Source organism: Arthrobacter monumenti, from assembly GCF_054511255.1.
In genome coordinates this window covers 232,911-247,152 of the sequence record NZ_JBTNCY010000003.1, presented here as the reverse complement: position 1 = coordinate 247,152, position 14,242 = coordinate 232,911, and the positions used below count along the sequence as shown (strand labels likewise).

Sequence of the window (14,242 nt, the reverse complement as noted above, 5' to 3'; positions counted from 1 at the left end):
TTGGGCTCACTCTTTAGAACCCTACTCTGCGGCTTCGTCGTTGCCCAGTGGCATTACATGACTGTGGAGGAGGGCTTCAACCCTCCTCCACACGTCCTTCTCAGCGCTTGTCGGTGCCGTCCTTGAACGTATCTTTCACGTCCTCGCCGACCTGTTTGGCATCGGCCTTGACCTGGTCCTTCTTGCCTTCTTGCTTCAGGCTTTCGTTGTCCGTGGCGCCGCCAACGCCTTCCTTAACTTTGCCTGTCGCCTGCTCGGCCTTGTTCTGTGCTTTATCGTCTGCACCCATGATGAAACCTGCTTTCTGCTCAAGTACCGCTCCCATCCAGAACCGGCCGCATCAACCTGATGCTAAGCGTACTTAGTTTATCACCGGCATGCGTCCATCGGCAGCGATCAAAGGTTGCGGATCATACGTGTATTGCCGAGCGTGTTAGGTTTCACCCGTGCCAGGTCGAGGAACTCGGCGACGCCTTCGTCCGTGGAGCGCAGCAATTCGGAGTAGACCTCTGGATCAACGGCGGCCTGGTTGGCCATCACCTCAAAGCCGTGCCGGGCGAAGAAGTCGACCTCGAAGGTCAGGCAAAAGACGCGCTTGACCCCGATGTCCCGGGCATCGGCGAGCAGTTGCTCGAGGAGGGCATGCCCTACCCCGCTGCCCGGCTTGTCGGTGACGAGTGTCCGGACCTCTGCGATGTCGTCCCACATGACGTGGAGGGCACCGCACCCAACGACGTTGCCGTCGTCGTCCTCCGCGACCCGGAACTGCTGGAGACTCTCAAAGTAGGCCACTGCCTCCTTCTCCAGCAGCACACGCTTATCCGCCAGCGGCGCGACGAGCCGCCGGATCTCCGCGACGTCGGAAGTTTGGGCGGGACGAAGTTTGAAAGAGCTCACGCCGCAAGTCTAAGCACGCCGGACCGGTCCTATAAACCGAGCTCCTTGGGCAGCTCTGTCTTTTCGCCGAGCAGGTGCTCGGCCAGGAAGCTGTGCACCACCGAGTACCAGATCTTCGCGTGCTGGGGAGTGAGGATCCAGTGGTTCTCATCCGGGTAATACAGGAACCGGTGCGGGGTCTCGCCATTCTCGTCAGCGGCCAGCGCCGACTTGGACAGCAGTTCGTACCAGAGCCGCAGGCCCTCGCCGATCGGCACCCGGTAGTCCTTGTCCCCGTGGATCACCAGCATGGGCGTACGGATGTTCTCCACATGCAGATGCGGAGAGTTCAGCCTCCCCCGCTCCGGTGTCATTTCCTTCTCCCAGAAGAAGGACGCGTCGGTCGTTGGACCGAACTGGTCAAGTGCCCACAGGCTGGCGTGGGTGACGATCGCCTTGAACCGGTCAGTGTGGCCGGCGACCCAGTTGGCCATGTAGCCGCCGAACGAGCCGCCCATGGCCGCCGTGCGGGTTTCATCGATGTCGGGACGCTGTTCCGTTTCATCCGTGATGGACATCAGGTCCGTGAACGGATTCTCGCCCCATTCACCCCAGCCGCGCTGGATGAACTCCTGCCCATAGCCGGTCGACAGAGCCGGATCCGGCAGCAGAACGGCATAGCCCTTGACGGTCATCAGCCAGGGACTCCAGCGCCACGTCCAGGCGTTCCAGGAACCAAGCGGCCCGCCGTGGATCCAGAGCAGCAGCGGCGCCGGATTGTCCGCAGCCGCGCCTTCGGGCAGCGCGAGCCAGGCACGGATCCTCGAACCATCCGCGGCTCGGGTTTCGACTTCCTCAAGCCTGCCTGGGATTTCAGGGCGTTCCACCGGCGCCGGCAGCCGGGAAACTTCCCCGCTGGCGATGTCGATCCGCACTGCCTCCGCCGGGTACAGATAAGAGCTGCGCAACGCGTAGGCAGTGGCGCCATCAGGGGAAACGGAGACGTCGGTATACGCGGCGTCGTCGTGCGTTATTTGGGTGACCTCGCCACCCCTGATGCTGACCGAGAACACCGGGGCGCGGCCGCCGTCGTCCGCTGTGACCAGGATCGCCGACCCGTCAGGGAGCCAGGCAGCAGGCGAGGCCCAGCGGTCCCATGAACTGGCAACGGGAAGGAGTTCACCGCCGGACAATGGGAGCAGATTGAGCTTGACTTGCGGAGCTGACTCGGCCGTGGATTCCGTTTGGCTGACAACGACGACGGTGCTGCTGTCCGGGCTGACGGGGCCCGGTTCGAAATTCATGCCCTCTTCGTCGAGAAGCACGGTTCGTTCACCGGTGGCCGTGTCGATCCGGACGAGGATGCTGCGCATATCGCCCTTGGCGAGTGGCTTGTTCATGCTGGCGATGATGGTGGAGCCATCCGGGATGACGACCGCGGTCGTCTCGCGCAGGGATTGGCCCGCACCGCCCGTGATGTTCCTGAGCCGGTGGGATGTCTCCGCCTCGGTGGTGCTGGGGCGGCTGTCGCCGGCATTGCGATCGGATTCGAGGGCGAAAATGTGCGTCTCGCCGGGTCCGATATCCGAATCCCAGAACCGCACCGGGTAGCCCGAATGCAGGATGGCGGCGACCTTATTGTCCTTGCGGCCGGACCGGAGTTTGGCGTCCGACTCCTCATCCGTTGAGCCGGGCAGAACCGGGGCGGTGACGAAAACACTGGACGTGTCCTTGGCTGCGAGAATGCCGCCCACTCCCCCGGCACGTGAGATGGCCACGCGGGCTTCACCGCCGCCGGCAGGAAGTTCCCACAGCGCGCTTACCGGCTCGGTTTCATCCTTCTCGGGATCGGGCCGCGCCGAGGTGAACAGCAAATTTCCAGTACCGGAGAAGGCAGCACCAGATTCGCCCTTGGCGCTGCGGGTCAGCCGCGTGGCGGGTTTTTCACCGGCCGGATCCAGTTCCCACAGCGCGGTTGCATACTCCGTGGATTTGGCTGAAATGGTGGTCACCGTGGTGACAAGGCGCTGTCCGTCCGGACTCAACGCCAGTCCGGAAATACGCGGCATGGCGATGTAATGATCCAGGTTATGGAACGGGGTTTCGGCAGATTCTGAGGTTCCGGCGGTGGAGGATCGCTCCGGCGCCAGCGATACGTCTGAGGTCATTGTTCAGTCTTATCACTGTCTGTGGGACAGTTCACAGTTGCTTCTCTGAGGGAGGAATTGCCGTTAACGGCGAAAGACCCCGCACCGAAGTGCGGGGTCTTTCCAAATTCCGCGGCCGTGTCCGTCCTGTCCGGGCCGGCTTCGGAGGTGGTTCTCTGGCCTACGAAGCCGGAATGGTGTCCGGAACCGCAGGGCTGGCGTTGCCTTCGAAAGTGAACTTCGCGTCGTCACCTTCGCCTTCCACGTCCACCACGACCACATCGCCGGCCTTGAGTTCGCCGAAGAGAATCTTCTCGGAGAGCTGGTCCTCGACCTCGCGTTGGATGGTGCGGCGCAGCGGGCGGGCGCCCATGGCCGGATCGTAGCCGCGGGTTGCGAGCAGCACCTTGGCCGCAGGCGTGAGCTCGATGCCCATGTCCTTGTCCTTGAGGCGCGACTCCAGCCGTGCGACGAACATGTCCACGATCTCGATGATCTGGTCCTGCGACAGCTGCGGGAAGACCACGACGTCGTCAACACGGTTGAGGAACTCCGGGCGGAAGTGCTGCTTGAGCTCATCCGTGACCTTCGCCCGCATCCGGTTGTACGAGGTCTGGGTGTTCGTCTCGGAGGCGAAACCGGTGGGGATGCCCTTCGAGATGTCCCTGGTGCCCAGGTTGGTGGTCATGATGATCACCGTGTTCTTGAAGTCGACCACGCGGCCCTGACTGTCGGTCAGGCGGCCGTCTTCGAGAATCTGCAGCAGCGAGTTGAAGATGTCCGCGTGGGCCTTCTCCACCTCGTCGAAGAGCACGACGGAGAACGGACGGCGGCGGACCTTCTCGGTCAGCTGTCCGCCTTCTTCGTAGCCAACATAGCCGGGGGGTGAACCGAAGAGCCGCGACACCGTGTGCTTCTCGGAGAACTCGGACATATCCAGCTGGATCAAGGCGTCTTCTTCGCCGAAGAGGAATTCGGCAAGGGCCTTGGCCAGCTCGGTCTTGCCGACGCCCGTCGGGCCGGCGAAGATGAATGAACCGCCGGGGCGCTTCGGGTCCTTCAGTCCTGCACGGGTGCGGCGGATCGCCTGGGACAGGGACTTGATGGCCTCGTCCTGGCCGACCACACGCTTGTGCAGCTCGTCCTCCATGTGCATCAGGCGCGAGGACTCTTCCTCGGTCAGCTTGAAGACAGGGATGCCGGTGGAGTTCGCGAGGACCTCTGCAATCAGTTCCTCGTCCACTTCCGAAATGTCGTCCATGCCGCCGGACTTCCAGTCGTGTTCCTTCTCGGCCCGCTCGGTCTGGAGCTTCTGCTCCTTGTCACGGAGCGAGGCAGCACCTTCGAAGTCCTGGGAGTCGATGGCCGACTCCTTTTCCTTCTTGACATTCGCGATCTTCTCGTCGATTTCCTTAAGCTCCGGCGGTGCCGTCATCCTGCGGATGCGCAGCCGGGCGCCGGCCTCGTCGATCAGGTCGATCGCCTTGTCCGGCAGGAACCGGTCGGAGACGTAGCGCTCGGACAGATTGGCGGCTGCGGCCAAAGCGGCATCCGTGATGGACACCCGGTGGTGCGCCTCGTAGCGGTCGCGGAGGCCCTTGAGGATCTCGATCGAATGGGCCACGGACGGCTCATTGACCTGGATCGGCTGGAACCGGCGCTCCAGCGCGGCATCCTTCTCAATGTGCTTGCGGTACTCGTCCAGCGTGGTGGCACCAATGGTCTGCAGTTCGCCGCGGGCCAGCATCGGCTTCAGGATGGAGGCCGCATCGATGGCGCCTTCGGCTGCGCCTGCCCCGACGAGGGTGTGGATCTCGTCGATGAACAGGATGATGTCCCCGCGGGTGCGGATCTCTTTCAGGACCTTCTTGAGCCGCTCTTCAAAGTCACCGCGGTAGCGTGAACCGGCAACCAGCGAACCGAGGTCCAGGGTGTAAAGCTGCTTGTCTTTCAGCGTCTCCGGAACGTCGCCGCGGACGATAGCCTGGGCCAGCCCTTCGACGACGGCGGTCTTACCAACGCCGGGCTCACCGATCAGCACGGGGTTGTTCTTGGTCCGGCGTGAGAGCACCTGCATCACGCGTTCCTGCTCATGCTCACGGCCGATCACCGGATCGAGCTTCGTTTCGCGGGCGGCCTGCGTCAGATTGCGGCCGAACTGGTCCAGGACCACGGAGCCGGCGGGAGTGCCTTCCTGCGGATTGCCCGCGGAGACCGGCTCCTTGCCCTGATAGCCCGACAGCAGCTGGATAACCTGCTGGCGGACGCGGCTCAGGTCGGCGCCGAGCTTCACCAGCACCTGTGCGGCAACGCCTTCGCCCTCACGGATAAGTCCCAGCAGGATGTGCTCGGTGCCAATGTAGTTATGGCCGAGCTGCAGGGCTTCACGCAGGGAAAGCTCCAGCACCTTTTTGGCGCGCGGAGTAAAGGGGATGTGCCCGGACGGAGCCTGCTGGCCCTGGCCGATAATCTCCTGCACCTGCTCGCGGACGGCCCCGAGTGAAATGCTCAGGGACTCCAGCGCCTTGGCTGCGACACCTTCGCCCTCGTGGATGAGACCGAGCAGTATGTGCTCGGTGCCGATGTAGTTGTGGTTGAGCATGCGGGCCTCTTCTTGGGCCAGCACGACAACACGTCGGGCTCGGTCGGTAAATCGTTCAAACATTGCGGCACACTCCTAGCTACTGCGTACTTTCGATGCTACGCACTAATCAGCATCTATGGGCATGTGTTCGCCGTGGGCGTGAGGGTCATGCCCAGAGCGAAACTGCGGGTACGACGACGGGCAGTACAGCAGTCGAAACGCCCGGTCTGCGGTTTATCCCCACAATTCTGCCGTTCAGGATTCAATTCAAAAACCCCGGCGGATATTCCGGCCGGGGTTTTTGAGATAGAGATTCAGGGATGGACTTTCAGTCCTGGCCCATGGCTTTGCGGTAAGCGTCCTGGATTTCCGACTGGACACGTCCACGGTCGCTGACTTTATAACCCTGCTCGCGGGCCCATTTACGAATTTCGGCTGCTTCCTGGTTCCTGGCCGGCGTCGAACCCCTGCCCCGCTGGACCCGGCCACTGGAACGGCGGGCTTTTGCGACGAATGGCCGGATTGCTTCCCGTAGTTTGTCCGCATTCTCCGCCGACAAATCAATTTCGTAATTCGCGCCGTCGAGACCAAAGCGAACCGTCTCTTCGGCGCTTCCACCATCCATGTCATCGACAAGGATGATCTTCACCTTCTGTGCCACCGTGGCTCCTCAATATCAAATACGAAATACGGACAAATGAAACAATGTATTTCGAGTATCGCGCATGCACTAATACTGAGTCAAAGGATTTCCTTATTGCTTTTTCCGGCTGGCTTCCTCTTCGGCCCGGGCCAGTGCCTCACGTTCAGAACGGTCGACGTTAAAAAGTGCCCGCATCACAAAGTAAAACAAGGTGCCGACGCCGGCGGAGGGGATCAGAACTGCTAGGTATTCCACGGTTCCAGTTTACTCCTTAGGGCAGGTTGACCGTTACGGTGTGGATTTTCACCGGCCGGTGCCTCTGCCCGGGTTCAGGTTTACTCCGGTTTCATCAACGGAAATAGAATGGTTTCCCTGATGCCTGCATTCGTAAACAACATCACCAAGCGGTCAATTCCAAGTCCGATGCCGCCCATCGGCGGAGCCCCGTATTCCAGCGCCCGCAGGAAATCTTCGTCCAGCTGCATGGCTTCCTCATCGCCAGCCGCTGCACGCCGCGACTGTTCGGTCAGCCTCTCCCGCTGGATGACCGGGTCGATCAATTCGGAGAATGCCGTTCCACGTTCCATGCCGCCAATGATCAGATCCCAGGCCTCAATCAAACGCGGGTCTTTCCGGTGCTGGCGGGCGAGCGGTTGTGCCGATGGCGGGTAGTCATACACGAATGTTGGTTGAATTAGATTCGGCTCAACAATTTCGCCAAAGAGTTCCAGGACGAGCTTTTCCGCGTCCCAGGCATCGTCAACACTAATCTCCAGCTTTTCGGCAATCTTCCGAAGCACATCGGCACTGGTTTCCGGCGTGATTTCCTCTCCCACGGCTTCGGAAAGACCCGGGTAGACAGAAAGCCACTGCCATTCACCGTCAAGGTTTATTTCACCCGCGGTGGTTTCAATAACCCGTGATCCCATCAGGTCGGCACAATTGACGATGATTTCCTGCATTCTTTCGGCCATCACAAACTGATCGCCATACGCCTCGTAACACTCCAGCATGGTGAATTCCGGACTATGCGTGGAATCAACGCCTTCATTCCGGAAAATCCGGCCAATTTCATACACCCGGTCAATTCCACCAACCACAGCACGCTTCAGATACAGCTCAAGCGCGATCCGCATGGTCATTTTCTGGTCGAAGGCATTGAGGTGTGTTTCGAAAGGACGCGCGGTTGCCCCGCCGTGGATCAACTGCAGCATCGGTGTTTCCACCTCGACATAGCCGTGGTTGTGCAGGGTATCCCTGACAGCGCGGGTGATCGCAGCGCGGGTGCGCACCATCTCGCGCGCCTCCTCGCGGACCATCAGATCGACGTACCGCTGGCGTACCCGGGTTTCCTCGCTGAGCTCCTTATGCAGGGTCGGCATCGGACGCAGGGACTTCGACGCCATCTGCCACGAATCGGCCATGATCGACAGCTCGCCGCGCTTGGAGCTGATCACTTCGCCGCGGACGAGGACGTGGTCGCCCAAGTCGACCAGTTCCTTCCAGTCCGCCAGCGACTGCTCGCCGACATTCGCCAGGCTGATCATGGCCTGCAGCCTCGTGCCGTCGCCTTCCTGCAGGGTCGCGAAGCAGAGCTTTCCGGTGTTGCGGACAAACACCACCCGGCCGGCCACGGCAGCCACGGTCCCGGTGCTGTCCCCTGCCTCGAGGTGTCCGTATTTCTCCCGGACCTCCCCCAGCGTGTGCGTCCGTTCGAGCACCACGGGGTACGGTTCCGCGCCCCGTTCCAGAAGGCGGGCACGCTTGTCGAGGCGGATTTGCATCTGCTCGGATACGTCACTGGCCATCGGTTGGGTACTCTTCTCCATGGGAGGGGCGCTTTTGTCGTTGCTCACGGTATTCAAGGTTAGCCGTTGAGGGCCTGCGGCACCCAAGCCGCCGGCGCCGGTGTGCCCAGCACCATATTGTCGATCAGGCGCACGGGCCCGACCCGGGCGGCGATCAACGCCAGCGCAGTACCGGTGAAAGGCGTGTGCCGGCAATTCTCGCCGAGCGGTTCAAGGGTGGCCGGATCCACCACGTCGAGGTAGTCCAGCTCGACCATCGGATGCGCCGCGACAAGATCGACCACCTCGTCCAGTTCGAGCGGTTCGTGCGCATCGGCCCGCTCCGCCAACGTCCGTAAAGCACCAAACAGGGTCAGGGCCGCGGTGCGCTCGTCCTGGTTGAGGAACCGGTTCCGGCTGGACAGAGCCAGCCCGTCCGCCGCCCGGACCGTTGGCACGGCAACGATGTCGACGTCGAAATTCAGGTCCGCGGCCATCCTCCGTACCAGGGTCAGCTGCTGGGCATCCTTTTGGCCAAAATACGCGCGGTAGGCGGTGGGCCCTGCGGCAGTCCGTGCCGGCATGCCGTAATGCAGCAGCTTGGCGACGACGGTCAGGGCACCGTCGAAATGTCCCGGCCGGAACGCCCCTTCGAACTTCTCCCCGAGGTCGCCCGCGCTGATCCGGACCATCGGCATGCCCTGCGGATAGACCTCCTCGACCGGCGGGGCGAAGACGACATCGACGCCGCACCGCTCCAGCAGCGCAACGTCGTCGTCGAAAGTCCGCGGGTAGCGCTCCAGGTCCGCGCCCTCGCCGAACTGCAGCGGATTCACAAAAATCGTGGCGACGACGACGTCGTTCTCCTTGCGTGCCGCCCGTGCCAGAGCCTCATGTCCTTCGTGCAGGGCGCCCATGGTGGGGACCAGCCCGAGGCTGGTGCCCATGGTCTCCTGCAGCAGCCGTCCGCTGGCAGCGTTCAACTCCGCCCGGGTCGTAACGACGAGCGGTTTTGGTTCAGTCATTGTTCTCCCGGCAGATCGAGCGCGCGGTTAATGTCTTTGGCTTGGGCCTCGGTCAGCAGCCCCCGGTTCACGGCCCGGGCGGCTGTCGCCTTGGCAAGCTCCCGGTAGGCTGCGCGGATGTCACTGGTTCCTGGCCCGGATTCCCTTTTCCGCAGTGCGCGCGAATGGGATTCGACCGTTCCGCTGTCACCGCGCGCAACCGGACCGGTGAGCGCACTTTCACCGGAAACCAGCGCATTCTCGAGGCTGGCCCGCAGCAAGGGTCCGAGCATCCGTGAAGGTTCTTCGACTCCAATTCCGCTGAGCAGCTCGGAGGACTGTGCGGCGAGCGTGACCAGGTAATTCGAGGAGTGTGCCAGCGCCGCGTGGTACAGCGGCCGGTCGGCCTCCTCGATGACCACGGGTTCGGCGCCCATTTCCACCACCAGTGCCTGGGCAACCGGAAGGATCGCCCTGTCCGCTGTGACGCCGAAGCTGCAGTCCGGAAGGCGGTTAAGATCCAGGCTCATGCCGGTGAATGTCATCGCCGGGTGCAAGGCCAGCGGCAATGCGCCCTTCGCCCGTGCCGGCGCGAGCACGCCGGTGCCGAACCGTCCGCTGGTGTGCGCAACGAGCTGGCCCTGCTGCCAGGCGCCGGTGGCCGCGAGGCCCTCAACCAGCTCCGGCAGGGCATCGTCCGGAACGGCGAGCAGGACCAGTTCGGCACGTTCGATGATGTCGGGGATTTCGAGAATGGGCACTCCGGGCAGCAGTGATTCAGCGCGGTCCCGGCTTGCCTCGGAGACGGCGGAAACTCCGACGACGGCATGTTCGGCAGCGCGCAGGGCGGCACCCAGGACTGCGCCAACTCTTCCGGCGCCGATGACTCCCACGCCGAGGCGCCCAGGTTTACGGCTTGCCATGGTCGGGCTCCTCTCCACGATCAACCTGCTCCAGCCAGTGTTCCGGCGGGCTGATCCGCCTGGCGCTGGCGGCGCGTTCGGCCTGTTCGTCGAAAAGCCGGCGCGCAGTATCCAGATCGGCATGCCAGATTTTCGCGCTGACCGGACCCGGAGTGGAATGCAGCACGACGTCGGCCAGCCCAAGCCGGCGGGTCAACGGACCTTGGTGCAACGCCAGGGACTGGGTCCGCTCATGCGGGACGACCTGCGCCTGTTTCCACATCCAACCGGACCGGCAGATCAACGCCGTGCGGGTGGCGAGGAAACCATTCCGCCGCCAGGACAACAGGGACAAAATGCGTCCACGCCGGGGCGTGGTGATGAACCCGCAATTCTGATCCTGGCCGGCGATGGCCGCCCCGAAGACCTCGAACGGTTCGTCGACGCCGGGGTCGGGCAGCACGAGCGCCAGCATCTGCATCACTTCATTAGACGTTCCGGCGGGCAACAGGGTGGTTCGGGCACCGCTGGCCTGGGTGTCCACCCCGTAACCGGCTACGTTGACCTGCATCTTGTACCACCCGGCAAAGCGCCACAGCGGCGACTGCACAATCCCGACAGCCTGGACCCGGCCCGGCGGCACGGTCTGCGCGCGGGTTTCCAGCAGCCCGTAGCGCAGCCGGATCCCGTCGGGGGAAATGGCGGCGCGGAAATTGAAGCTGTTGCTGAAGGTGGTCCAGTAGGCGGCGGCCATCGCGAACAGGAACGGCACCGCTCCGGCCAGCACCGCCCCCAACGCCAACGGCTCGTCCAGCACAAGCGACAGGACGGCCAGCGCGACGACGGCCACGAGCACGAAGATGGTGGTTCCGGACAGCAAAGTGGCGCCGATAATTCGCCGCGGCGGCAGTTCGAGCACGGGCTGCTCCGGCGCTTCCTCCACCTCATCGGGATGCTCCGGGTCCTGCTTGACTCCGGCCGCCCTGGCCAGAATGGTGGCCCGCAACAGCTGAGCGTCGGAAAGTTTGAGATAGCTCAGCCGCACGGCCGAACTTCCCGAGTCCGCCACCTCGAACTTGAGCTCTGCCAGCGAGAACAGCCGCGCGAGCAGAGGCTGGACGACGTCAATCGCCTGCACCCGGTCCAGCCGCGCCTGCCGGTGCTGGCGGAAGATCACACCGCTGTTGATCCGCACATGGTCGTTGGTGACCTGGTAACGGGTGAAGTACCAGGACAGGAAGAAGGACAACGCGAACAGCAGCGCGACAACAATTACCAGAACCACGAGGACCCAGAGCGGCAGGAATTGGCCTTCGGAGCCGAACTGCGGTGTACGCCCTTCCACGAGGAGGTCTTCGAAAATTCCCCGGCCGAAGATGACGATAACGGCGATGATTCCGATCCAGCCCTTGACCATGGGGGAAACCGGATGGACGCGGTGCCAGCTGTCTCCGGCGTCGGGATCCGTATATTCCTTGACCGGCAATTCGGTCATAGCCCTGCCAGCTTCGCTTCGCCGAGGGAGGACAGCTGTTCGCGCAGCCGGGCGGCTTCGGCCGCGGGCAGTCCGACAAGGGTGGCGTTCGTCGTCGGCGAGGCGGTGTGCAGCTTGAGCGAAGCCAGCCCAACGGCGCGCTCAATCGGACCGACGGAAATGTCCACGTACTGCATCCGCCCGTACGGAACCACCATCACGCGTTGGAAGAAAAGACCCTGCCGGATCAGCAGGTCCTCGTGCCGCTCCGCGTAACCGATGGCACGGACCTGGCGCGGAATCAGCAGCAGCCGCCAAATACCAATAATCAGTACGACGGCGGGAAGTCCCCACGCGATGAACGCCGGCAGTTGGAACCAGATACCCAGCAATTTGAGCACCAGCGGAATGGAGAAGATCGCCAAGGCAATCAGGAACCCGATCAGCCAGCCGATAATGCGCAGCATGATGAGTTTGTCCGAGACCCGTGTCCATTCGACATTGTCCGGATCGATCGGCTCGCGCGCCTGGCTACGCATATTCTCCCTCACCCTTGGTCTGCTGCTGGCCGCCGCCGCCGGACTCTTCCGTGTCCTCGGGCGGAATGCGGCAGAACCGCTCCACCACCAGTCCAATAATTATCATGATCAATCCACCGGCTGTCATGGCAAAGGCCGTCAGCCCGGTGGTGTGGTCCGAGCGGAACTGCCACAGCGGCAGCTGATCCACCAGAACTCCGACGTGCCAGCCCAGCAACAGCGAGCCGGCATAGGCGCAGGCGTGTGCCAGCACGAGCGTGCGCGCCGCGAGGATCAGGTTAAGCTGTCGTTTCCGTTTGCCCTGCCGCCAGCGCAGTACCCGGATTCCAAGGACGAGGGTGAAGCCGGCGATAATCGCCATGGTGAACAAGGAGCTCAACGGGAGCACCGGCGTCGGCCATCCGAACGAGGTCCCCAGGAAAGTGATGAGGTAGGCGGTCAGCGCCGCCGCGGCGGCGATCACGATCAGCCAACGGGTGCGGATGGTGTTCACACAGCCCCTTCAAACGGTTCCAGGCCCGCCAGGTCGTCGGCCTCCGCCGCGAGTTCGGCCACCGGGCGGCCGGCCAGGACGGCGCTGCCGTCCATCCATGCCCAGGGCTGCAGCACAAACGCGCGCTCGTGCGCCCGCGGATGCGGAAGAGTCAGCTCCGGAGCGTCCATTTCCAGATCGCCGTAGGTGATGATGTCGACGTCCAGGGTTCTTGGACCCCAGCGAACGGTGCGGGTCCGGTGATGCTTCGCCTCGACGGCCTGGCAATGCTCCAGCAGCGCATACGGCTCCAAATCTGTCTCGACCTCGATCACCATATTCAGATAATCCGGCTGCTCCGGTCCGCCCACGGCCTTGGTTTGCACCACCGGCGAGACCTCGCGCAGCCGCATGTGTGGATGATCCATCAAATCGGCGACGGCGTTCGCCAGGATGTCAATGCGTTCGCCCAAGTTGCTGCCCAGGGCCAGAATGACGCGGGTGTTCATGGCCGTTCCCGGTACACGGTTACGGATACGTCGGCAAAGGTCACTTCGATGGGTGCTTTGGGTTTATGCACGGTTACCTCCACGGCTCCTACCTCAAAGGTATCGAGAATGTGCGCCGCCGTCCGCTCCGCGAGTGTTTCAATCAGATTAAAGCGCTCGTCGGTGACGATGGCCTTCACATGTTCGGCGAGCTCACCGTAGTTTGTGGTGCGTTCAATGTCGTCGCTGGCCGCGGCCTGTGAAACATCGGTATACACCACGAGGTCGACGATAAACGGCTGCCCTGCACGCTTCTCATGCTCGAAAACCCCGTGGTATCCAATCGCGGCAATGCCGCTCAAGCGGATAATGTCAGGCCGCGGTACGCGCATTCAGTCGTCCTTGGCGCCGTTTTTGGGCCCGGCCCACGCGGCCGCGACCTTCACAGCGTCCAGGTTTGCTGCGACGTCGTGGACGCGGACGGCCCAGGCACCGTGGTGCACTGCAAGCGCGGAAACGGCCGCCGTCGCGTGGTCCCGTTCCTCAACTGGTGCTGCCTTGCCGGCGCTGATCAGCAAGGAGCCGATAAAGCGTTTCCGGGACGCGCCGACCAGCACCCGGTGGCCGAGTTCGTTGAACCGGTCCAGATTGCGGAGCAGTTCCCAGTTCTGTTCACCGTTCTTGGAAAAGCCGAGACCCGGGTCGACGATGATCTGCTCCGGCGGGACACCGGCGTCGTAGAATTTGCTCCGCACCGAGGTGATTTCCTCGATCACTTCCGTGGCGAGGGCGTCGTAGTCTGTGTGCTGGTCCATGGTCCCGGCATCGCCTCTGCGGTGCGTCAGGACATAGGGAACACCGCGTTCGGCAATGAGGGCCGGCATTTTCGGATCGAAGTTCAGACCCGAAATGTCGTTGACCATGGCCGCGCCGGCGTCGATCGCCTTGGCAGCGGTGGAGGCGTTCATGGTGTCGACGCTGACCAGGGCTCCGGCCTTAACCAGCGTGGCAACGACGGGAAGGATGCGTTTCTGTTCCTCCTCCTCGCTCACGCTGTCGGCGCCGGGACGGGTGGATTCGCCGCCGACGTCGATAATGTCCGCGCCGGCGTAGAACATCCGCAGGCCGTGCCCGATGGCGGAATCCAGGTCCTGGAACTGGCCGCCGTCGCTGAAGGAATCCGGGGTGACATTCAGGATGCCCATCACTACCGCGCGGTCGGTCGGCAGGTCCTCGTACTTGGCGGCCGGCCTCGGAGGGCGTACGACCGGCAGGGGCGAAGTGGCTGGCCCGGTACCGGGTGCTGCAGCGAGTGAATCCATGTGT

At 63.0% G+C, this 14,242-nt stretch carries 15 protein-coding genes; all 15 read right to left on the bottom strand.

Features of this window, described 5'->3' with window-relative positions; all coding sequences use genetic code 11:
- Positions 1 to 100 precede the first annotated feature (100 nt).
- Complete coding sequence (locus tag ACX80B_RS05920; RefSeq protein ID WP_459294048.1) at positions 101 to 289, bottom strand: CsbD family protein; 189 nt, start codon at positions 287 to 289, stop codon at positions 101 to 103.
- 107 nt (positions 290 to 396) lie between these two features.
- Positions 397 to 897 carry an amino-acid N-acetyltransferase gene (locus ACX80B_RS05915; RefSeq protein WP_459294046.1) on the bottom strand — a complete coding sequence of 167 codons (501 nt, stop codon included), beginning with the start codon at positions 895 to 897 and terminating at the stop codon, positions 397 to 399.
- Positions 898 to 926: 29 nt separating this feature from the next.
- Positions 927 to 3,044: a prolyl oligopeptidase family serine peptidase gene (locus tag ACX80B_RS05910; protein WP_459294044.1), complete on the bottom strand. Its 2,118-nt coding sequence runs from the start codon at positions 3,042 to 3,044 to the stop codon at positions 927 to 929.
- Positions 3,045 to 3,204: 160 nt separating this feature from the next.
- Positions 3,205 to 5,688, bottom strand: coding sequence for an ATP-dependent Clp protease ATP-binding subunit (locus tag ACX80B_RS05905; protein WP_459294042.1), 2,484 nt, complete (start codon positions 5,686 to 5,688; stop codon positions 3,205 to 3,207).
- Positions 5,689 to 5,935: 247 nt separating this feature from the next.
- Positions 5,936 to 6,268 (bottom strand): histone-like nucleoid-structuring protein Lsr2, encoded by a 333-nt coding sequence (locus ACX80B_RS05900; protein ID WP_026536410.1) that lies wholly within the window; start codon positions 6,266 to 6,268, stop codon positions 5,936 to 5,938.
- A gap of 93 nt (positions 6,269 to 6,361) precedes the next feature.
- The gene (locus tag ACX80B_RS05895; protein WP_459294039.1) at positions 6,362 to 6,505 is read right to left on the bottom strand and encodes a hypothetical protein; all 144 of its coding nucleotides are present in this window, start codon (positions 6,503 to 6,505) and stop codon (positions 6,362 to 6,364) included.
- 80 nt (positions 6,506 to 6,585) lie between these two features.
- On the bottom strand, positions 6,586 to 8,079 hold the full coding sequence (gene lysS / locus ACX80B_RS05890) for a lysine--tRNA ligase (RefSeq protein ID WP_459294312.1): 1,494 nt from the start codon (positions 8,077 to 8,079) through the stop codon (positions 6,586 to 6,588).
- A 38-nt stretch (positions 8,080 to 8,117) separates the two neighbouring features.
- A complete protein-coding gene (panC, locus tag ACX80B_RS05885; protein WP_459294037.1) occupies positions 8,118 to 9,062 on the bottom strand; it encodes a pantoate--beta-alanine ligase in 945 nt (314 codons plus the stop codon).
- Positions 9,059 to 9,964: a Rossmann-like and DUF2520 domain-containing protein gene (locus tag ACX80B_RS05880; protein WP_459294035.1), complete on the bottom strand. Its 906-nt coding sequence runs from the start codon at positions 9,962 to 9,964 to the stop codon at positions 9,059 to 9,061. Before ACX80B_RS05880 ends, panC begins: the two co-directional genes overlap by 4 nt.
- Positions 9,951 to 11,438 carry a PH domain-containing protein gene (locus ACX80B_RS05875; protein ID WP_459294033.1) on the bottom strand — a complete coding sequence of 496 codons (1,488 nt, stop codon included), beginning with the start codon at positions 11,436 to 11,438 and terminating at the stop codon, positions 9,951 to 9,953. The genes ACX80B_RS05880 and ACX80B_RS05875 overlap by 14 nt, the downstream gene beginning before the upstream one ends.
- On the bottom strand, positions 11,435 to 11,956 hold the full coding sequence (locus ACX80B_RS05870) for a PH domain-containing protein (RefSeq protein WP_459294031.1): 522 nt from the start codon (positions 11,954 to 11,956) through the stop codon (positions 11,435 to 11,437). The genes ACX80B_RS05875 and ACX80B_RS05870 overlap by 4 nt, the downstream gene beginning before the upstream one ends.
- Positions 11,949 to 12,449 carry a DUF3180 domain-containing protein gene (locus tag ACX80B_RS05865; RefSeq protein WP_459294029.1) on the bottom strand — a complete coding sequence of 167 codons (501 nt, stop codon included), beginning with the start codon at positions 12,447 to 12,449 and terminating at the stop codon, positions 11,949 to 11,951. Before ACX80B_RS05865 ends, ACX80B_RS05870 begins: the two co-directional genes overlap by 8 nt.
- Positions 12,446 to 12,937 carry a 2-amino-4-hydroxy-6-hydroxymethyldihydropteridine diphosphokinase gene (folK, locus tag ACX80B_RS05860; RefSeq protein WP_459294027.1) on the bottom strand — a complete coding sequence of 164 codons (492 nt, stop codon included), beginning with the start codon at positions 12,935 to 12,937 and terminating at the stop codon, positions 12,446 to 12,448. The genes ACX80B_RS05865 and folK overlap by 4 nt, the downstream gene beginning before the upstream one ends.
- On the bottom strand, positions 12,934 to 13,308 hold the full coding sequence (gene folB / locus ACX80B_RS05855; protein WP_459294025.1) for a dihydroneopterin aldolase: 375 nt from the start codon (positions 13,306 to 13,308) through the stop codon (positions 12,934 to 12,936). Before folB ends, folK begins: the two co-directional genes overlap by 4 nt.
- Positions 13,309 to 14,238: a dihydropteroate synthase gene (gene folP / locus ACX80B_RS05850; protein WP_459294023.1), complete on the bottom strand. Its 930-nt coding sequence runs from the start codon at positions 14,236 to 14,238 to the stop codon at positions 13,309 to 13,311. It abuts the gene before it with no gap.
- Positions 14,239 to 14,242 lie beyond the last annotated feature (4 nt).